The 20,126-nt window shown below is 59.7% G+C and carries 19 protein-coding genes; 3 read left to right on the top strand and 16 right to left on the bottom strand.

Features of this window, described 5'->3' with window-relative positions; genetic code table 11:
* Positions 1 to 13: 13 nt before the first annotated feature.
* The 4 genes from BCS36_RS07285 to BCS36_RS07270 form a co-directional block, all read right to left on the bottom strand.
* On the bottom strand, positions 14 to 301 hold the full coding sequence (locus BCS36_RS07285) for an HMA2 domain-containing protein (RefSeq protein WP_291302245.1): 288 nt from the start codon (positions 299 to 301) through the stop codon (positions 14 to 16).
* The gene (locus BCS36_RS07280) at positions 279 to 2,429 is read right to left on the bottom strand and encodes a heavy metal translocating P-type ATPase (RefSeq protein ID WP_291302244.1); all 2,151 of its coding nucleotides are present in this window, start codon (positions 2,427 to 2,429) and stop codon (positions 279 to 281) included. Before BCS36_RS07280 ends, BCS36_RS07285 begins: the two co-directional genes overlap by 23 nt.
* Before the next feature lie 257 nt (positions 2,430 to 2,686).
* Complete coding sequence (locus BCS36_RS07275; RefSeq protein ID WP_291302243.1) at positions 2,687 to 2,941, bottom strand: hypothetical protein; 255 nt, start codon at positions 2,939 to 2,941, stop codon at positions 2,687 to 2,689.
* Positions 2,942 to 3,082: 141 nt separating this feature from the next.
* Positions 3,083 to 3,331 (bottom strand): FeoA family protein, encoded by a 249-nt coding sequence (locus BCS36_RS07270; RefSeq protein WP_291302242.1) that lies wholly within the window; start codon positions 3,329 to 3,331, stop codon positions 3,083 to 3,085.
* 231 nt (positions 3,332 to 3,562) lie between these two features.
* Here BCS36_RS07270 and BCS36_RS07265 point away from each other — a divergent pair, with 231 nt between their 5' ends.
* Complete coding sequence (locus BCS36_RS07265; RefSeq protein ID WP_291302241.1) at positions 3,563 to 4,132, top strand: hypothetical protein; 570 nt, start codon at positions 3,563 to 3,565, stop codon at positions 4,130 to 4,132.
* Positions 4,133 to 4,740: 608 nt separating this feature from the next.
* Here the strand turns inward: BCS36_RS07265 and acs are convergent.
* The 5 genes from acs to BCS36_RS07240 form a co-directional block, all read right to left on the bottom strand.
* Complete coding sequence (acs, locus tag BCS36_RS07260) at positions 4,741 to 6,789, bottom strand: acetate--CoA ligase (protein WP_291302240.1); 2,049 nt, start codon at positions 6,787 to 6,789, stop codon at positions 4,741 to 4,743.
* Positions 6,790 to 6,999: 210 nt separating this feature from the next.
* On the bottom strand, positions 7,000 to 7,404 hold the full coding sequence (locus BCS36_RS07255) for a hypothetical protein (RefSeq protein WP_291302239.1): 405 nt from the start codon (positions 7,402 to 7,404) through the stop codon (positions 7,000 to 7,002).
* 342 nt (positions 7,405 to 7,746) lie between these two features.
* Complete coding sequence (locus tag BCS36_RS07250) at positions 7,747 to 8,562, bottom strand: Maf family protein (protein WP_291302238.1); 816 nt, start codon at positions 8,560 to 8,562, stop codon at positions 7,747 to 7,749.
* A 36-nt stretch (positions 8,563 to 8,598) separates the two neighbouring features.
* Positions 8,599 to 9,153: a phosphodiesterase gene (yfcE, locus tag BCS36_RS07245; RefSeq protein ID WP_291302237.1), complete on the bottom strand. Its 555-nt coding sequence runs from the start codon at positions 9,151 to 9,153 to the stop codon at positions 8,599 to 8,601.
* On the bottom strand, positions 9,153 to 9,374 hold the full coding sequence (locus BCS36_RS07240; protein WP_291302236.1) for a Trm112 family protein: 222 nt from the start codon (positions 9,372 to 9,374) through the stop codon (positions 9,153 to 9,155). Before BCS36_RS07240 ends, yfcE begins: the two co-directional genes overlap by 1 nt.
* A 127-nt stretch (positions 9,375 to 9,501) precedes the next feature.
* Between BCS36_RS07240 and BCS36_RS07235 the strand changes: the two genes are divergently transcribed.
* On the top strand, positions 9,502 to 10,362 hold the full coding sequence (locus tag BCS36_RS07235) for a PHP domain-containing protein (RefSeq protein ID WP_291302235.1): 861 nt from the start codon (positions 9,502 to 9,504) through the stop codon (positions 10,360 to 10,362).
* A 331-nt stretch (positions 10,363 to 10,693) separates the two neighbouring features.
* Positions 10,694 to 12,145, top strand: coding sequence for a GNAT family N-acetyltransferase (eis, locus tag BCS36_RS07230; protein ID WP_291302234.1), 1,452 nt, complete (start codon positions 10,694 to 10,696; stop codon positions 12,143 to 12,145).
* Positions 12,146 to 12,633: 488 nt separating this feature from the next.
* Here the strand turns inward: eis and BCS36_RS07225 are convergent, their stop codons facing one another.
* The 7 genes from BCS36_RS07225 to BCS36_RS07195 form a co-directional block, all read right to left on the bottom strand.
* Entirely contained in the window at positions 12,634 to 13,374 is a 741-nt protein-coding gene (locus BCS36_RS07225) for a HEAT repeat domain-containing protein (RefSeq protein WP_291302233.1), read from the bottom strand.
* Positions 13,375 to 13,669: 295 nt separating this feature from the next.
* Positions 13,670 to 15,052, bottom strand: a complete 1,383-nt coding sequence (locus BCS36_RS07220; protein ID WP_291302232.1) for an aminopeptidase — start codon at positions 15,050 to 15,052, stop codon at positions 13,670 to 13,672.
* A 46-nt stretch (positions 15,053 to 15,098) separates the two neighbouring features.
* Positions 15,099 to 16,529 (bottom strand): L-seryl-tRNA(Sec) selenium transferase, encoded by a 1,431-nt coding sequence (selA, locus tag BCS36_RS07215; protein ID WP_291302231.1) that lies wholly within the window; start codon positions 16,527 to 16,529, stop codon positions 15,099 to 15,101.
* Positions 16,522 to 17,886, bottom strand: a complete 1,365-nt coding sequence (locus BCS36_RS07210; protein ID WP_291302230.1) for a cyanophycin synthetase — start codon at positions 17,884 to 17,886, stop codon at positions 16,522 to 16,524. Before BCS36_RS07210 ends, selA begins: the two co-directional genes overlap by 8 nt.
* A 393-nt stretch (positions 17,887 to 18,279) precedes the next feature.
* Positions 18,280 to 18,546, bottom strand: a complete 267-nt coding sequence (locus tag BCS36_RS07205; RefSeq protein WP_291302229.1) for a DksA/TraR family C4-type zinc finger protein — start codon at positions 18,544 to 18,546, stop codon at positions 18,280 to 18,282.
* Positions 18,547 to 18,680: 134 nt separating this feature from the next.
* A complete protein-coding gene (locus BCS36_RS07200) occupies positions 18,681 to 19,076 on the bottom strand; it encodes a PaaI family thioesterase (protein WP_291302228.1) in 396 nt (131 codons plus the stop codon).
* Between the two features lie 92 nt (positions 19,077 to 19,168).
* Positions 19,169 to 20,101 (bottom strand): TIM44-like domain-containing protein, encoded by a 933-nt coding sequence (locus BCS36_RS07195; RefSeq protein ID WP_291302227.1) that lies wholly within the window; start codon positions 20,099 to 20,101, stop codon positions 19,169 to 19,171.
* Positions 20,102 to 20,126: the final 25 nt, after the last annotated feature.

The following is a 20,126-nucleotide window of genomic DNA, read 5'->3' as shown; positions in this document are numbered from 1 at the left end:
TTTCAAAGTGAAATCAAAATTCCGGCACGTCAGCGGGCTTTCCGGCTTTGACCTTGTCGAGATAGACAGCCCAGGCTTCGCCAATGGCAAAGAGGCGGTCTTTGGGAATGACCTTGCTGTCATAGGTGATGAGCACGGAGCCGCTCACAGGGTTGCACTCCACTGAGGCAACCCCGGCAATGGCCTTCATGCGGGCCTCGGCAAGGGCCGCCACGGAAGTATCGTGCAGTGCCGGGTGGCGTATGCGCACCCGGCCGTCCACGAAGCTGCGTACATATTTAAGAAGATGCAGGGATTTCAAAATGGCTCTCCTCGCCTGGCAGGGCCTTATTGGGCAGGTGGGGGCGCATGGCGTTCAGAGCCACGCCCAGCGTGGTGACATTGTGCAGCAGGGCTGCAACGCCAGGTCCCATAAACATGAAAAGGCCGCCCAGCAGAAAGGCGCTGTTGAGCGTAAGCGTGGTCACGAAATTGAAATGGATGCGCCGCAAGGTGCGTGTGCCCAGCAGGCGGGCGTTGACGAGGCCCTCAAGATTGGGGTGGGTCAGCAGCACGTTGGCCACTTCGCGGGCCAGGTCCGTGCCGTCGCTCATGGCCACGCCCACATGCGAAGCGGAAAGCGCGGGAGCGTCGTTAATGCCGTCTCCCACCATAAGCACCTTGCATCCCTGATCGGTGAGTTCCTGAACAATACGGGCCTTGTCGGTGGGCAGCACCTGGGCGCGGTATTCGCTGATGCCTACACGGGCAGCCACGGCCCTGGCGGTGCGCTCGTCGTCGCCCGTCAGCATGAGAACGCGGTTGAAGCCCAGGCCGCGGAGTTCCTCCACCACGCGGGGCGCTTCAGGACGCATGGGATCCTCAATGGAGACCATGCCCGCCACCCTGCCGTCTTCGCTCATGAAGAGCAGGGAGCGGCCCATGCCAGTCTGCTCTTCAATCACTGCATCCAGGGGCGAAAGGTCCACGCCTTCATCATGTTCGATGTAGTGGCGGCTGCCCACGCGCATCCTTTTGCCGTACAGCGAGGAGGCCACGCCGTGCGCCACCACGTATTCCACATGGGCGTGCTCTTCTGCATGCTTGAGGCCTTCTTCATCGGCCTTGCGAACAACGGCGCGGGCCACCGGGTGGGGAAAATGCTCCTCAAGACAGGCCATGACGCGCAGCACTTCAGTGCGCTCAAAGCCCGGCGCGGGAAAGACTTCCACGACTTCGGGGCTGGCCTGGGTGAGCGTGCCGGTCTTGTCGAAAACGACAGTGTCGGCCTCGTTAAGGGCTTCAAGGTAACGTCCGCCCTTGATGGCCATGCCGTGGCGCGCGCCTTCGCGCATGGAGGCCAGCACCGCCAGCGGGGTCGCCAGTTTGAGCGCGCAGGAGTAGTCCACAAGCAGCACCGAGGCCGCGCGGCGAAAGTCCCGCGTGAGCAGCCAGACAACAGCGGCCAGGCCGAAGGTAAAGGGCACGGCCATGTCGGCCAGGCGCTCATACTTGCCCTGGATGCCTGCCTTGAGAGATTCTGATTCTTCAATAAATTTTACGACCTGCCGCAGACGTGTGCCATCGCCCACATGGCGGGCGCGGATGACAAGGCGTCCTTCTTCCACCACAGTGCCGGCAAAGACAGACGCGCCAGTGGTGCGGCGAACCCCAAGGGGCTCCCCAGTCATGGACGACTGGTTGACCACTGCGCAGCCTTCCTCGACCACGCCGTCAACGGGGATGCTGCCCCCGTCGCGCACAACGACGAGGTCCCCTTCCTTCACCTGCGCCAGAGGAACGGATATTTCCGTGCCGTCGGCCAGCAGCCATACGTTTTCAACATTGAGCGCCAGACTTTCGGTGAGCGTGGCCATGGAGCGGCGGCGCGTCCAGTATTCCAGCGTTTCGCCGAGCCCCAGCAGCAGGGTGAGCAGGCTGACAGTGCGGAAGTCGCGCATGACAAGGGACGCGCCAATGGCGGCAGCATCCAGAACATCCACGTTGAGCGCGCCGCGCAGCACGGCGCGGACGCCCTTGAAAATAAAAGGCACCGCGCTGACCACGCTGTTGACGATGCGTAAGGCCATGGGCAGCAGAGGACGGACGAAAACATACTGAAACACGGGCATGAGCCCTTCAGTGAGCGTGGCTTCGCCGGGGCCCGGGGCAGCGGGATCGTCAACCATGTCCGCCAGGGGGCCATCCACGCCGCCAGCGCCCACAAAGAGTGTCAGGGCCGTTTCACGGCTTTTGGCGTCTTCATAATAAAAAAGCAGGCTGCCCAGGCGAGGGTTTACGCGTACCTCGCCTATGCCGGGCAATGTGGCCAGCGCCCCTGCCAGAGCTTCGGCCTGGGCAAGGCCGAGGGGGCAAGAGGCGCGCACGCGCATTCTGCCTGAATCGGGCGTGGAGATGCCACGCAGTTCATGAACAATGTAAAAACGCATGCGCGCGCTCCTGTTCCATATATAGCTATTGAATTTGTGCGATACGGCGTCTGTTCGGGGAAGATGAGGGCATGAGCCCTCCCCGGTAGTGCGCCGCCAGATTTTTGTGCTGTTGGGGCGGATGCGCCCCATGTCCAATCCTTGTACGGGGCTGCCGCAGATTCGGGCGAGACACGGCAAAGCAGCCGTGCCGCCGGAACCGACCGCATTTTCAGACTGGCCTGTTCCAGCGGCTGACCGTACCAATGCGGGACTTTTTAGGCTTCAGCTTTGCCTTTGGTGGCCTTGCGCTTGTCAGAGGCCATGCGGGCTTCGGCAGTGAGGTCTTCCACATCTTCCTTAAGGGCTTCAACCTTGGTCAGCAGGGCATCTTTAACATCTATGCCGCGGCTGATGAGGTCAGTGGCCAGAGGTTTGAAGTCGAGTTTGGCGCGGCTTGCAGCCGCAACACCCACAGCGCCGACAATCAGTCCACCCAGAAACCACAGGCCGCACTTCAGACCATTATTCATAACATGCCTCCTTAATGATCACATTGTAAACCGTCCTTACGGCAAGTTGCGCAGGGCGGCAGAGAAAAATCAAGCCCTCCCTGCCACGCGAACGTGGCAGGGAATAGGCGAGAACATGATAATTGGGGTAAGTCTGGAAGTCTAGCTGCCGGAACCCGCCAAGTCGACCTTGATGAAGTCGGCTTCGCTGTTGCGAAGTGAAATCGTAACGCCAGACAGGCGCAGAGCGACAGGGTCTTTGAGGGGCGCGCGACCAACGATTGAAACCGTTGTGCCGGGGATGAGCCCCATGTCGCGAATGCGGCGGTTCATTTCACCAAGGGCTTCCACAGCGGCAATCTTGCCCTGCTGGCCTACCTGCATCTGACGCAGATTGACAATCTGGCTCATGCGTGCTCTCTCTTTTTTAGCCTTGCGGCTGTGCTATAGTGAAATTATGGGTTCCGGCCCATGCATAAACCACCACCGTAGTCGTGGTGCAACGGCGCAGCTTCAGCATGGGCGCCAATTATTTCTTCAGGCTTGGGGATTACCTTGCCGTCAATAGTAAGATGTGTCAAGAGAAAAGAAAGTCAATTTCAAACCGGGCCTGTACGACCCGTATTCTGGCAAGGAGGCCCCATGCAATCATCCTATGTTGTACATGCCATCGAGGGCAGAGCGCGTTTGCGCCATCCCGCCCTGGCAGATGTCAGGGCGCGCGGCGAGGCGCAGGCCGTGCTGCGGGATGAAAAAGACGTCAATGAAGTGCGCTTTGGCTCGGAATCGATTTTACTGCTCATGAACCCCGGCACGGACTTTGCCGCCATCTGTCAGCGGCTGGAAGAAAAAATACCGGATCTTCTCAGGCCCAAAGCCGAGGTCGAGGCAGTTCGCAAGGCCGAACGCAGGTCGCACGGCGCAAAGCAGGCAGGCCACAGGGGCAAGGGGGCAGTTCACGGCACGGGCCTTGGCGACATGCTCGGCGATATGAAGGTGCCGTCGTTTTTACAGCCTTTTGTGTCTGGCAAGGGCAAGGGTAAAATTATGGGCATAAGCCCGCGCAAGTTTGAGGTACGCACCATGCTTGGCGCGGGCAGTCTTTGCCTGCTTGCCGGTTTTGCGGGCGGCAAGGGATTGCATGTGGCGGCAGGCCTTGCCTGGGCCACGCTGGCGACCCGCCACGTGTGGGTGCGCCGTAAGGCGCTGTAGGGCAGGCGGTTTTTTAGAGCAGTTAACACATGAAGTGTGTTAACTGCTCTGCAAGGATTTTCCTGAAAATTCTTGCCACGAAACGCGAGTAGGCAGGCTTTTGCCTGCCATACGCGAGCATCGCAAGTGTTAAATGCTCCAGCCGGAGCAGGCTCACATTGCAGATGCCCGGGGCTGCGTGGGCGGCGTTCTCCGCGACTCCGTTTGAAAGACGACCCTGCGTTCGTCTGTCGACTGCGGGAACGACACTCTTCCTGAGCATATTCACGTTGAAATTGCTTCAGCTAGAAACGGCTCGCCCCTGCGGGGACAGGCGCTCGCCGCGAAGGCGCAAGGGCGGTGTATCAGTCTGTTGCGTTCCGGTGCGGGCGAGATCACGCAACAAGAATACCTGTTTTTAAAGACACGTTGTTTGTAACAGAGGCCGGGGCGGTTTGCCCCGGCCTCTGCTTGTTGCTGGAAGGTGTGTGGTCGCTGGGTCATGCCCAGGCGCGCGTGCACGGCATCAGTTCCTGATGGGCCCGTGGTGTGCCGCATTTGCGCATATGGCCCTGGGCATCAGGCGTCAGCAGGCGGCAGGGGACGTGCGCCCCCTGCCGCTGCTGCGGCTATTCTTCTGCTTTGGCGTTGTCGCCGCCTTCGGGGGCACTTTCTGTCTCATGCCGACCGGCCACAAGGTTGCGGTGCCCGTCGATAATCTTGGGTATGACTTCGGGTTCGGCCAACGAAGTGGTGTCGCCAATATCTTCATAATTGTCGCCGGCGATCTTGCGCAGCATGCGCCGAATGATCTTGCCCGAGGTCGTTTTGGGCATGCCGTCCACAAACTGTATGTATTCCGGGGTTGCCAGCGCACCGATATCACGCCGCACTGCCTCGCGCAGCTTGGTGCGCAGGTCGGCGCTCCAGGGCACCTCATCGCGTGTGACGACGTATGCGTAAATGGCTTCGCCCTTGAGGGCGTGGGGCATGGGCACAACGGCGGCCTCGCCCACTTCGGGGCAGGTGGCCAGCACGGCCTCAATTTCCGCAGTGGAGAGGCGGTGCCCCGATACGTTGATGGAGTCGTCGATACGGCCCAGAATCCAGAAGTAGCCGTCCTGATCAATTTCGGCGGCGTCACCTGAAGCGTAGCAGCCAAAACGGGTGAAATAGGACTGGTACTTCTCTTCGTCATTGAAGACGCCCTGCATCATGCCGGGCCAGGGACGGCGTATGACCAGGTGTCCGGCCTTGCATCCCACTTCAGGCTCCTCGCCGTCGCGCGCCGCCGAACCCATAACCGTGGCGTCAATGCCGGGCAGGGGTTTGGAGGCCGAACCGGGCTTGAGCTTGGTCGCATAGGGCATGGGCGCGATCATGGCCCCGCCGGTTTCCGTCTGCCACCAGGTATCGACAATGGGCAGTTCGCCGCTGCCGATGTGTTTGTGATACCACTGCCAGGCTTCGGGGTTGATGGGTTCGCCCACGCTGCCCAGGATGCGCAGGCTGCGCAGGTCGTAGCGTTCTGTCCACGCCTCGTTCATGCGCATGAGCGAACGTATGACTGTGGGGGCCGTGTAGAGAATGTTGACGCGGAAATTCTCGACAATGCGCCAGTAGCGGTCAGGATAGGGCCAAGTGGGTATGCCCTCGAACATGAGGGTGGTCGCCCCCAGAGACAGAGGGCCGTATACGCCGTAGGTATGCCCGGTAATCCAGCCTGCGTCGGCTGTGCACCAGTATACGTCGTCGTCGCGCATGTCGAAGCACCACTGGGTGGTGTGGGCCGCGTAGGTAAGATACCCGCCCGTGGAGTGCATGACGCCCGTGGGTTTGCCCGTGCTGCCGCTGGTGTGCAGCAGAAAGAGCGTGTCGTCGGCGTCCATCGGCTCACAGGGAAAGTCGGGGTTGAGCGTGAAGTCGTCAATAAGATCGTGCCACCAGATATCCCGGTTACGCTGCATATGGACATTTTCAATCCCGGCATGTTTGACCACCACCACATGCGCCACGGAAGGGCATTTTTCAAGGATGGGGTCAAGGTTGGCCTTGAGGGGCTTGAACTTGCCGCCACGCACGGCCGCATCGGCCGTGATGACCACGCGCGCCTTGCAGCCCTGAATACGGCTGCGCACGCCGCCCTCGGCGTAGCCGGAGAAGATGGCCGTGTGTATGGCCCCGATGCGGGCGCAGGCCAGCATGGCGATAAACAGTTCCGGGATCATAGGCATATACAGGGCCACATGATCGCCCTTGCGGATGCGCAGCGAGCTCAGTGCATGAGCCACACGGCAGACCTCTGTATAGAGCATCTGGTAGGTGTAGCAGCGAACGTCCGTTTCTTTCTCGCCCTGCCATATGAGGGCTGCCTTGTTGCGCCGGCCTGAAATAAGGTGCCTGTCAATGCAGTTGAATGAAGCATTGAGCTTGCCTCCAGTAAACCATTTGTATTTGTGGTTTACTTCATCGGCTTCTAGTACCTTGTCCCAGCGCTTGAACCAATGGACTAACTGCGAAGCTCGAGCACCCCAAAAGTCACTGGGGTCTTCCAAGGCACGGCGGCACAGTGCATCGTATTCTTCTGCTCCGCATACCCAGGCAGAAGTTTTGCCGTGCTCTGGTGGAAGATAGCTGCGATTTTCATTCAACAGTGTCGTGATCCGTTCCTGAGACATGATCCAGACCTCCATCCTGTCTAAACTGTAAATTGAAAAGTTGAGAATTGGCCATGATACTCGAGTAAAGAGATTTTAAAGAACAGTCAAGAGGCAGATTCTTGTTTGTGCTTTCAGTCATAGTTGTGAAAGAAGTTACAAATCTACAAAAAAATGGTCAATTCCACCATGCGGCGCGGATTGTAACGCCATTACAATTGAAGAAAATTTTCACAATCTTGGAATAAAAAAATATAGATATTTCTTAAATTTTGTGGCGACGGGCAAAGCTGACGACAAAAATGGGGAGTTTTGGTCTTTTTGGCGTGTTGAGGAGGGCTTTTTTAACAGGCAGGGATGGCTGAACGTGGCGTCGGTATAGGGCGGCATGAGCGAAAGGGGGTGTCGGGGCAGGTAGGACGCATGGTGGCGCATGGCGACCTGGTCGACAAAGGGGATACGGGGGGACGCATGGCGACCTGGCGGGACAGAGAGGGTTTGGTGCAGCATGAGGGGCAACAGGGATTTTTTGCCTGCAGTGGCAATGCTGCGGGCTTCGGGAAGTGCGGCATGGCGGAATGCTGCCAGGTCAGAAAAAAAGGCGATGAGGGCGGGGCAGCCCAGGCCTGAGGGCATTGCGCGATGGGTCGGCAATATCGGGTCGACATATGCCGGGGCTGTGCAAGAGGGGTAAGACTGCCGGGCCAGTACAAGAACGGGCGCATAGGCGGGTCGCTGTGCTGGCGACGAGGGCGGGGCAGCCCAGGCCTGAGGGCATTGCGCGATGGGTCGGCAAGGCCGGTTCAGCGCAAGTTTGTGCGCTGCAATACGGCAAGCCTGCCGGGCAGCACAAGAACTGACGCCCAGGTTGGCAGCTGCGTTGCGTGTCCTGCATCGTTCTCTGGCGGCGTCCTGGCGGCTGAGGCCGGGCATCGGCCCGCCAAGCATACTCTGCCGTGATGGCTAACGTCTTTGAGTCTACGGCAAGCGAAGTGAGGGGCAGGGTCGCATGAAGCCACGATCCAGCAGCAGGTGGGCCAGCTGGGTGACGGGCAGCCCCACCACCGTGCTCCACGACCCTTCTATCCTGTCCACCAGAAAAGCTCCCTGACCCTGAATGGCGTAAGCTCCGGCCTTGTCGTGGGGTTCGCCAGTATCCACGTAGGCCCGCAAAACATTTTCAGGCCAGGGGTGAAAGTAGACACGGCTTACGTCGCTGAAAATCAGCTCTTCCGCGCCGCAGCCCTGGTACACGCTGTTTTTCTCAGGGCTGGGCACGCGATCTGGTTTGTTGCCTGGTGTGGCGTCAAACGCGTTCCCACATGCACCCCCATAAGTGTCCCTAGATACTTGTTCAGATGTGTCCGCTGCGGGGGGCAAAAGCAGGCATACGGCGCTGATGACCTCATGCCCGCGTCCGGTGAGGCGCTGCAGCATGGAGAGGGCGTGGGCGGCGTCATGCGGCTTGCCCAGAATATCGCCATCCACAGCCACTACCGTGTCGGCGGAAAGGATTATGGCTTTTTCTTGCGTGGACGTGGAAGCTGCCGCGCCTGTTCTGTTCATGCTGGCGGCAACGGCATATGCCTTGGCCGCGGCAGCCCGGCGGGTGTAGGCATCGGGGTGTTCTCCGGGCAGGGGCAGGGGCTCTGCCCCGTCCGGGCGGGCCAGTTCAAAGGGCAGACCCCACTCGGACAAAAACAGGCGGCGGCGTGGCGAGCCAGAGGCCAGCACCAGTCTGAACCCGTCGGTGAGGGAGAACAGCGGCTGTCGCGATGTGGGGTCAGCGGTCATAATGATATAGTGCTGTCAGGCAAGGGCACGGGGTGATCAGGCCGGGGCGTGGCGCAGAACTTCCTTGTCCTGCATGTCCAGCACGCGGAAGAGCCCGTTTTCATACAGGCCGTAACTGTGGGGAAAGCCGCTCTTGGGCAGCGAAAGGGAACCGGGATTCCAGAAGTGCAGCCCATCAAGGGTTTCGCCACGCGGAACGTGGGTATGCCCGCGCAGGATGACAGTGCCGGGCTTGAAGCCGGGGCAGGGCGGATTTTCGGGCAGGCGGTGGCCGTGGCATGCGAAGATGCGTAGTCCATCGGCCTCAAGCCATGTGGTATCGACCACAGGAAAGGGCAGCAATCCCAGGTCCACCTCGGCGTCGCAGTTGCCGCGCACGGCGGCAACCGGGCAGGGCAGTGCGGTGAGGTCGGGCATTTCACGCATCACCAACCGCGTGTCATAGCCTGCGGGCAGGGGATTGCGGGGGCCGTGATAAACAAGGTCGCCCAGCAGCACCAGCATGTCAGGCTCCATCTGCCGCGCTTTTTCCACCAGAAAGCGCAGGCTTTCAATGGAACCGTGCAGATCGGAGGCTATAAGCAGGCGCATCAGGCGCGTTCCTTTGCCTGAGGGTGCTGTGCGTTCCAGGTGGGCATATCCACAGCTTCTTCTACCAGCATGACAGGTATATCTTCGCGAACGGGGTAGATAACCTGACAGGCCGCGCAGGCAAAACCTGATGTGTTATTATTTTCTTCCATGGCGGCAAGGGTGCCCAGGCATTTGGGGCAGGCCAGTATCCGCAAAAGTTCGTCAGTGTTGATGGGCATATATCCTTCCTAGTATATCGGCATGGGGCAACGAGTATACAGAGATGCAGGGGCCAGTTCAAGGCTTGCACCCTATTGATATTTTGCGCTATTAATAAAAACTCATCTTTAGTAAGGTTTATGTCTCATGAAACTGGTTGATCTGCATACGCACACTACTGCTTCCGATGGCACGGATTCTCCGGCGCTTCTCATGGCCAAGGCCGCCCAGGTGGGTCTTGAGGCCGTGGCCGTGACTGACCATGATACGCTTTCTGGTCTGGATGAAGCCGCTGACGCCGGGAGCGAGTACGGTGTCGAACTCATACGCGGGTGCGAAATCTCCACGGGTACGGAACTGGGAGAATTGCACATTCTGGGATTATGGCTGCCGGAAAATCCTGAACCTTTGCAGGAAAAACTGGCATTTTTGCGGCTCAAGCGCGCGGAGCGCAACGAAGGCATAGTGCGCAAGCTTCAGGACCTGGGGCTGGACATCACCATGGAAGAGGTGCTGGCCACGGCCACGGGCGAAAGCGTGGGCAGACCCCATATCGCTGAAGTCCTGTTGCGCAAGGGATATGCCAAAAACTCCCGTGAAGTGTTCAAGGAGTATCTTGGTTGTCACGGCAAGGCCTACCTGCCCAAGGAAGTGCTGGAACCGGAAGAAAGCGTGCGCCTTCTGGCCGACCTTGGCGCAACCGTCAGCCTGGCTCACCCCATGCTGTGGAAAGGCCCGTCGGGCTGGCTGGACACGCAGGTGGCGCGCCTTAAAGACTGCGGGCTCAATGCCATTGAAGCGTGGCACAGTGAGCATTCTGAAGCGGACGTTCGCGCCTGCCTCGCTCTGGCCAAGCGGTTCGACCTGGGCATCAGCGGCGGTTCGGATTATCATGGCGAAAATAAGCCGTTCATTTGCCTCGGCAAGGGTTACGGCAAACTTCGCGTCGGCATGGACGTGCTGGAAAGTCTGCGCCAACGTCGAATGGCTGCGGGCCTGCCCGTCTGACAGCTTTTACGGCGCAGCCGTGCTTTTTTTCCAAAACTGCCTCGTCTCTTTTTCTTCAGTTTTTGCCCATACTTTGCCCATATGTCGAAGCACAACGGCAAGGGTTCCTGTAGTTTTTCAACCATGCTTTATCGTTATCTATTTTTCTTCATTTTGCCATGGTTTCATGCCTTGCGTAAAACTGTCGAGCGCGGTACAGCGGCCTTGAGGGAGTATTTTTTTCACCCCTGCCCCGCAAAACGGGCCGTCAGGGTGCAGACATGCGGTCCGCGCCGGGCGTGTTGGTTGTAACCAGGTATTTTTTTACGGATTGTTACCGGAATAAACAGGCATGCGCATTCTACACAAGCAACAGCATTTGCCGCCTCTTGATGGTCCACGACTGGAACCCCACCCATTTCGCGCCGCAGGCACGCCGCCCGACAAAAGCAATGGCGCGCCGCTGGTGCCCGTGAACCGCCGGGAACGTGGCCTTGAGGCCCGCCGGACAGCCATGGCCGCAGAGGAACGCGGTGAAGGAGAAGCCGTGAACAGCGAACGCAAGGACGAGGACCGACAACCGCCCAATGGCGTTCACGACGCCTTTGAATTTCGCCAGCTTGGCAAGGACGATTTTGAGCAGTTTGAAGCCCTGCTGCGGTATGCCTTTCAGGTGAGCACGTCTGAAATGGCCCGCATCGGCTGGTCCGACAAGGAGATGAAGCAGTCCAAAAAGCCCATTTTCGAGGCATCGCACGTCATGGGCTGGTTTTACAAGGGCAGGCTGGCTTCGCAAGTGGTCATCTATCCTATGGAAGTGAACGTCCAGGGCGAGATTTGCAAAATGGGCGGCATAACGGGGGTGGCGACCTATCCGGAGTATACCGGCCGGGGCCTTATCCACTCGCTGCTGGCAAAAAGCCTAGAGTACATGCGCAACCAACAGCAGATCATCTCCTACCTGTGCCCCTATTCCATCCCGCTTTACCGCAAGCACGGCTGGGAAATCATGTCGGACAAAATGACCTTCGCCATCAAGGATACGCAGCTTCCGGCGCGGCACCCGGTGGAGGGACAGATAGAGCGTGTGGACATAGAAAATGAGGACCTGCACAAGGTCTACAAATATTTTGCGCTGCAGGAACACGGCGCGCTCATACGCGGCGCGCTGGAGTGGGAGGAATACTGGCGCTGGGATTCGGATGATGTCATGGCGGCGGTGTATTACAGCGCTGACCGCAAGCCCTTGGGCTATGTGATTTACTACATTGAGAATGAAATTTTCAGCATCAAGGAAATGGTCTACCTGAACCAGGAGGCCAAGTACGGCATCTGGAACTATATCAGCGCGCATTTTTCAATGATCACCAAGGTGGAAGGGGCCAACTACACGGGCGAGGCCATGGCTTTTGAGCTTGAGGACAGCGAGATCGACGAGACCATACAGCCCTACGGCATGGCCCGCATTGTGGATGTGCAGCGCTTTATGGAGTTTTATCCCTTCCAGTTCAGCGATCTCAGGCTCACCCTGGATTTTGAGGTAAAAGATCCCATAGCGCCCTGGAATAACGGCATTTTTCACGTTCGGTGGGAAGACGATGAAGCTGTCTGCGAGCGGGTGGACACATGCCATTCGGGTCACCGCATCGCGTTGGACATCCAGACGCTGACCGCCATGCTTATGGGCTATAAGCGGCCAACCTACCTCTATAACAATGACCGCATTGATATGGACTACCATCTGCTTAAAACGCTTGAAGCGCTGATTCCGCCTGATAAACCCTATTTTTCAGACTACTTTTGATGTGAGCGCAGTTTACGAATGAAATGAGTTAACTGCTCTGCATGGATTTCTTGAAAATCCTTGCAGCGAAATGCGAGTAGGCAGGTTTTTGCCTGCCGTACGCGAGTATTTCAAGTGTTAAGGAAACGCTGATTTATTCCGTTTGGCGGTGTTGCTTCACTTTTTTTGAAACAGTCGAGGACGGAAGAGTCCACTCCTGCTTCAAAAAAAGATCGCGCCTTGCCAAACGAAATAACTGCGCGTTTCCAGGAGCTCTTTAATCAGTGCTTCCTTAAATGTCCTAAAGAGGCGCGCCAATGGCGCGCCTCTTTGCATTCAGAACGTTGCGTCGCACCGCACGAAAGTGCGGCGCAGGAGCATTTACACTTTTACAAAGTCAACTGTCCAAAAAATAAGAGTTTTAGGGGGTGGGGGCGTGGGGGAGGGACCCTTTTGCAAAAGGGCCCCTCCCCCACAACGTTCTTCAAAGCGCCATCACGCTGATCATATTATTTCTTGATGCTGCGCAGGGCACGCTTGCAGATGCGCTCCGTCGCCTTGCAGGGGCTTTCAGCCAGCCAGCGGTCGCAGACGTCCTGCACCCACTGCGGCTGAGACTTGGCCGCGTCATTGAGCCAGTTGCCCACGCTGTCCTGCACGTAGGCCGCCGGGTCTGCCCGCAGCGGTTCCAGCACCGGCAGGCCGAGGGCAGGGTCCTGTTTGAGCCGTTCCATATGGCTGCACCAGACCCCGCGCGGGCGTATGCTTTCGCTGGCGAATCGGCGCACCCGCTCGGAGGCATCTGCCGTCCAGCCCACGAGGTGGGGAATGGCCGCATCAAGGTGTTCGGCAAGGTGGGGTCGTACGGCCATCCAGACCCACTCGCGCACGCCAAAGTGCCCGTCATCGGCAAGGGGCCGCACGGCCTCGAGCCTTTCCTCAATATTCCGGGCCGGGCAGAGGGCGAGGGCAAAGCAGGCCCAGCCGCGCACCGTGTCCGAAGGGTGGGTTGCGCAGGGGGCCAGACCGTCTGGCCCAAAGGTTTCATACAGCAGTTTTCCGGCCAGACGCATCTTCTTGGAAACGCCCTGATCCGCCATTTGGCGCAGGGCGTCAATGCCGCTGGCGGGCACATCGGGAATGGCGGCGGCCATAAGAGCGGCAAAATCCACGGCAAGGGCTTCAGCAAGATTGCTTGAGGCGGCCTGTCCGCTGTTGAGCAGGGCCAGTTTCTGACTGTCGATATCCATAGGGTATCCGCTTGGGGCTGGCGCTGTCAGCCCTGCAGGGTAGGGGTAATTTTTGTGGGGGAGGGGAAACAAGAAGCCGCGCAAGTCCGTGCCCCTGCAATGCAGGAGCAAACTTTGCGGGGGAGGGGCCCTTTTGCAAAAGGGTCTCCTCCCCCACGCCCCCACCCCCTAAAACCTTTATAGTATAATGCAATACTACAAAGATTTTTCTGTTCGGAAGCGGGGGCAGAGACAGAGCCTTTCAGGCATCACACCATCTCAAAGCCTGTCTGCTCCGATAAACCGCCCAGGTCAGTTAGATGCTTGACTCAAGAAAAGCCCGGTACGCCTGAACCGTGGTGTGCAGGTCCGCGCAGCTTGCCAGTTCAAAGGGGCTGTGCATGGAAAGCACGGCCGGGCCAAGGTCAATGACGTGCATGCCATAGGCCGCCAGAAAGAGCGCCACCGTGCCGCCGCCGCCGTGGTCCACGCGGCCCAGTTCCGCCGCCTGCCAGGGAATATTCTTGCTGTTGAATAGGTTGCGCAGCGCGCCGAAAAATTCGGCATCGGCCTCACTGGCGCCGTATTTGCCGCGCGAGCCCGTGAATTTGGAGAAGCAGGGGCCGTAGCCCAACTGGGCGGCGTTCTGCTTTTCGTGCACTTCCTGAAAATCAGGGTCCAGAGCGGCCTGAACGTCGGCGGAAAGGGCGCGGGTTTCCATAAAAACGCGCGATGCGGACAGGCCCGGAGCCCACGCCTGGCTCAGGTCTTCAATGCAGTATTGCAGAAAACGCGAGGCCGCGCCGGTTGCGCCGTCGGAACCGATTTCTTCCTTGTCCCAAAAGATCACCGCCATGCTGCGCCCAGTGGCCTCGGCTTCCAGCAGAGCTTCAAGGGCCGCGAACACGCAGATGCGGTCGTCCTGCCCGTAGCCGCCCACCAGAGCCTTGTCAAAACCCACAAACCGCGCGGGCCCGGCGGGCACTGCCTGAAGCTCGGCAGTAATAAGGTCTTCTTCCGTAATGCCATATTTTTTATTAAGGATTTCAAGTAGTTGGGCCTTGATGGGTTCCTTGGGCGCGTCGTCTTTTTTGCCCTTGGCGGCCTTGGGGCTGTGGCCCAGTATGATGTTGAGCTTTTCGCCCTCAAAGGCGTCGCTGACGGTCTGCGTTACCTGTTTTTGCGCCAGATGGGGCAGAAGGTCCGCAATGCAGAAAACAGGCTCGCCGGGCTTTTCGCCAATGGTGACCTCAAGCGTTGAACCGTCAGCGCGTATGACCACGCCGTGCAGCGCCAGAGGGCGCGCCAGCCACTGGTATTTGCGTATGCCGCCATAATAGTGGGTTTTGGCCTGGGCTACGCCGGGTTGTTCGATAAGAGGGCGCTGCTTGAAGTCAAGGCGCGGAGTGTCGGCGTGGGCTGCCACAAGGGCAAGCCCCTGATCGAGAGGCAGCGTGCCGTGACGGGCGGCAAAAATGGCTTTGCCGCGCATGGGCCGCATGACGCGGTCGCCGCTGAAATCTTCGCTATAGCCCTGGGCGGCCAGGCGTTCGCGCACGTACTCCACTGTTTCGCGCTCGGTTTTGCAGCGCGTGATAAAGTCCATATAACGAAGAGCCAGAGATTCCATCTGCTTGCGTGTCTTGGCGTCCGCGTCTTCCCAGGCGTTTCTGGGCTTGTAGGTCAGCGTTTTTTCCATGGTGTTTTCCTTTATGGCCGCGCTGAGCGGCGATCAATCTTGATACCTATATAAGACCAGTGGCGGCAAGGGCCAGTGCCTCGCGCAATACGCGCAGCAGTACGGGCCTGTCGGCAGGGTCCAGGGTGCGGGGGTCAAGGCAGAAGCTGTCGTCTTCCAGCCGTCCTATGAGGGGTGGTTCAGTGCGCAGCAGGGCGGCTTTGAGCGCCGTGGGACTGCACGCGGCAGGCTTGAGGCACACCAGGGTGGTGGGCAGGTCGGACTGGGGGAAGGCCCCGCCGCCCACGCGGGAAACATCGGGCTGCAGGCTTATGTGGCAGGACGTTTGCGGGTTGGAGTTAAGGCCCCTGCGCAGGGCGGTGGCCAGGGAGCGGGCGTCCTTGTGGAGTTCGTCGGCCGTGCGGCAGATCATGCGCAGGGTGGGCACGCTTTGCCGGGCTTTTTCCGGGTCAAGATAAAGGCGCAGGGTGGCTTCAAGGGCGGCGAGGCAAAGCTTGTCGCAGCGCAGGGCGCGGGTGAGCGGATTGCTTTTGAGCTTGTCCACCATGCTTTTGCGGCCCGTGATGATGCCGGCCTGCGGGCCGCCCAGCACCTTGTCGCCGGAAAATGTGGCAATATCCGCGCCCTGGGCGAGCACTGAGGGAACCGTGGGTTCATTGGGCAGGCCAATGGCCGAAAAGTCCGTCAGGCTGCCGCTGCCCAGGTCTTCAATAAGCGGCAGGGCATGCTCCTTTGCCAGCTCTGCCAGTTCCGGCAAGGACACGGCGGAGTGGAAGCCGACAATGCGGTAGTTTGACGTGTGCACGCGCATGAGGGCGCGGGTGTTTTCATTGATGGCAGCCTTGTAGTCGCGCAGATGGGTACGGTTGGTGGCTCCCACTTCGCGTAGCGTCGCGCCGCTTTTTTCCATAACTTCAGGAATGCGGAAACTGCCGCCGATTTCCACCAGTTCGCCGCGCGAGACCACCACTTCGCCGCCCTTGCAAAAGGTATCCAGCACAAGCAGCACGGCGGCGGCATTATTGTTGACCACAAGGGCGGCTTCGGCCCCTGTGAGACGGCAGAGCAGGTCTTCCACCAAGGCGTGGCGGCTGCCGCGCCCGCCGGTGGCCATGTTCAGTTCAAGGTTGCAGTAGCCTGTGGCGGCGGTAATGACCGCCTCCCGCGCTTCTTTTGCCAGCACCGAGCGGCCCATATTGGTATGAACCACTACCCCGGTGGCGTTGAGCGCCGCGCTGAAGCGGCTGCGCAGGCCCGCCCGTACAAAGGCCGCAAGGTCTTGCAGACGTGCTTCAAGCTCCAGCTCATCGGCGGAACTGTATCGGCCTTCCCGGATGGCCTGCCGCTGCTGGTCCCAGTATGCTGTCACCAGGTCTCGCACAAGGGGACGCGGGGCATCGGCCATATGAGGGTCGGCCTCATGAAGGGCCGCAAGGCAAAGGTCCATGGCAGGGATGGCGCGAAAGAGTTTATTCATGGGCTTTTCTCCCTTGAGTTGCGTCCTGGTGATTGGCGTTCTGGCAATCTGCGTCCTGAGGCGAAAGGCAAGCGGGGTGGAGGCTGAAAAATTCTGCCAGCAGATAGAGCGAGCCTGTGACCAGCACCGGGCGGCCCGAGCAGCCCGGGCAGGACCGCGCCGCTGCTGCGGCATGGGCCAGGGCCTGCGCCAGCGGCGGGACATCGGCGGACCCGCTGACCGGGCCGCCCCGAGCGTCGGGCATGGCCTGGGCGGTTGCCGGAGGCGTGGCGTTGAAAAAGCGCGCCACGTCTTGCACGTTGGCCGCTCTGGGGTTGTCCAGCGGGGGCACGAAGATGGGGGCGTCGCCTGTCTGCTTTTTCAGCATGGCCGCCGCTGTCTGCCAGTCCTTGTCGCCCAGGCAGGAAAACACAATGGCGGCGGGTTGTGTGTCCGCCTGCCGCAGGGCCGCTATGAGCGCGGCCATGCCGTGTGGGTTGTGCGCGCCGTCCAGCAGAAGAGGCGGCATGGCGTTCGTGCCGGGCACATACTGCAGGCGGCCGGGAATAAAGGCCTGGGCAAGGCCGCGCTTTTGCGCCTGAGCATCCTGCGGGTCTTTGCCCAGCTTGGGGGCCAGCAGCTGCCACGCGGTCAGCGCGAGGCCGGCGTTGTTTTTTTGATGCGGCCCGGGGAGGCCCAGTTTCAGTGATGCGTCGGCCGCGCCAGCCCAGATCAGCGGAGCCTTGTGGCCGAGCGCGGCGGCTTCAATGGCCTGCGCAGCCTGAGGGAACTGAAAGGTCGAGCATACGGGAGCCGCCGAACGGATGGCCCCGGCCTTGTCCGTGGCGATAGCCGCAAGGCTCCCGCCAAGCACGTCCTTGTGGTCCATTGCTATGGGGGTAAAGCAGAGCGCGTCGGCGCTGACGGCTGTGGTGGCGTCGTGGCTGCCGCCGAGCCCTGCTTCGAGAATGGCCACATCTACCCGCTCTTCCGCAAAGGCCAGCAAGGCGAGCACGGTAATGAATTCAAAGTACGTCAGTTCCGGGGCGGCATCCATGACCTTATTGGCCTGGCTGGCCCATAATTCCTGCGGCCAGGGCCTGCCGTCAATGCGGATGCGCTCCGTCGGGCTGACAAAGTGCGGGGAGGTGTACAGGCCCGTGCGCAGGCCGTGGGCAGCGCACAGGGAAGAAAGAAAGGAGGCGGTGGACCCTTTGCCGTTGGTGCCGAGTACCTGCACAGTCACAAAGGGGGGCCGGGCAAGGCCCAGGGCTGACAGGGCGCGCCGCATGCGGTCCAGGCCCATGTCCATATGAAAAAGCCCAAGACTGTCCAGATGCTGTTCAATTTGGCTGAAATCACTGAAGTGCTGTCTCATGCGCAGCACGGTACCTTAAAGGCGGGCGACTGTCAGCGTTCTGGAGCCAGTTCATGCTGCACGGAAACGCAGCAGGCTGTGCCGCCAGAAGTGGCGGGCAGGGGAAAGTTCATTTTGAATGTGTTCTGGGATCTGTGGGGGCAGGCGAACGCGCAAAGGCGCAATCGCGGTTTATGGGGTACTGTTACGCGCCGTAACGGGCGTTCCGTAGGCTCTGAGAATGTCTTTCAGGGATATCTGTTCTGGCGGCTGCACGGGCCTGCAGGCGCGCCGCCAGCTCCCTACGCGCGCAACAGAATCTTCTGTGATCCCGTGACATATCTGGCCGGACGCAATTGAGAGCATGAAAAAAGCGCGAAACAACGTTTATCGGGCCGGGGCCAGCGGCATGCGCTACCGCAACTGACTGTCCTTGCTGCCGCGCCGGTTGTAGAGAGAAACCGCCTGCTGTTCCTTGTCCGCCTCCTGCTGGCAGGCGACGCACAGGCGCACGCCCGGCAGGGCCTCACGCCGGGCCTGCGGGATAGGCTCCCCGCACTCTTCGCAATGACTCAGGCTTTCGCCGCTGGGGAGGTTGCGCCGCGCGCGGGCGACTTCGTCATTGATGGAATCCTGAATCTGGTCCTGTACTGCGCCGTCTCCGGCCCAACCGCTTGCCATGGCGTCCTCCCTGTTTTTTTGGCCGAGTTGTCGGCAGCCCGTATGGTGAATATAAGTCCGGGGGCATAAAAAGGAAGCAGCCCGGCAAAACCTTGAAGGCCGCCGGGCTGAAAAGCGTGTTGTCGCTGTGTAATCTAGGTTGGCAGCAAAATGTCTGTCTGGTATCCGGAAGCCATGCACTGGGCGATAAGCTCCCCATTGCCGTCAAAAACCTTCACGGTATAGCTCTGTATGTGCTGACCCTTACGTACCACATAGGATTCAGCAGCCAGAGGACCGCATTTGCCGGGACGCAGAAATTCGATGGTGGTCGAAAGGCTCACCACTCCCATATCCTTGCCTGCGTTGGCCGCAGCCCCAAAAGCCACGTCAGCCAGCGAAAAGATGGCTCCGCCGTGGGCGCAGCCCATGCCGTTCTTGTGGTTTTCGGTAAGGGGCATCGTCACTCTGGCAAAATCAGGAGTGGCGGTTTCAATGGTCATTTGCAGGTGTCGTAGCAGTTTGTCGTGTTTTTCGACATAATTTCTCATATATTCTCCAAGGTTGCCAAAAACAAGCCGGAAGCCAAAGGCTTCCGGCATATTGTATGCTGGAGCATTTCCGCCATTGCGGAAGGCCTATGTTACTCTACCTGCTGGATGCCGTCCAGCTTCCAGCTGCCGCCCTGCACAGGACGCATGAAATGCCATACTTCGCGCACGGTGGACGGAGCCTGCTGGTCGGGACTTTCGCGCATCAGCACATCAAAGAAGACCTGGGCGTACTGCTCATTGCCTTCATTTTCCACACCAAGCAGCTGGGCATTGACCAGAAGGAGTTCAGTATTGCCGGGTTTGGGGTCGGCTTCCATCTGTTCACGCACGGCGTGCTGCACGGCAGAACTGGTGAACTGGGCGATGTCGTCCATGTCGCGCTTGTCCCAGGCTTTTTGCAGCCGGGTGTATGCCATCTTGGCCCCGCGCAGAAATTCTTCAGCGTCAAATCCCTCGGGCATGGGGATATTGGGACCAGCGGCTGCCTGCGATGACGAGCCAGACCCGTCGCCGCGCAGCACATCCCATCCGTTGCTGCCCGTAGATTCGCGCCGCATGCCCTGGCGGTCGTCATACGCGCCGTCCTGTTCGCCTTGCCCGCTCCGTGCTCCCGCGCCAGCAGGAGCCTGCTGACCGCGAAACCGGGCAAAGAGCTTGAGCCCAAAAAAGACCAGGAGGCCAATGATGATGATATCCATAAAGCCGCCGCCAGCAAAACCGTGACCGCCCAGCAGCGAGCCAAGCAGGGTGCCGGCCAGAAGGCCGCCGAAAAGACCGCCCATACCGCCGAACATGCCGGGTCGGGAAGCCTGAGGCGCAGCCTGGGGTTGGTTCATGGACTGCCGTGGCGCTTGCGTGGCGTCCTGGCGCATGGTGGGTCTTGGCGCAGGGGTGCTCATAAAGGGCTTGCTGCCAAAGGAACTGCCGCCACCCAGGCGGGCGGCTTCAGTAGCGTCGGGCACGGCAAGCATGATGGAACAGCAAAGAAAGAGGACAATGGTCAGAAAGGCACTTAATTTCATGAACAGCTCCCGGGAGGGGGTTGTT

This window comes from Desulfovibrio sp. MES5 (genome assembly GCF_002237645.1).
Lineage (GTDB): Bacteria > Desulfobacterota > Desulfovibrionia > Desulfovibrionales > Desulfovibrionaceae > Desulfovibrio.
This window is presented reverse-complemented; position numbering and strand designations above follow the sequence as displayed.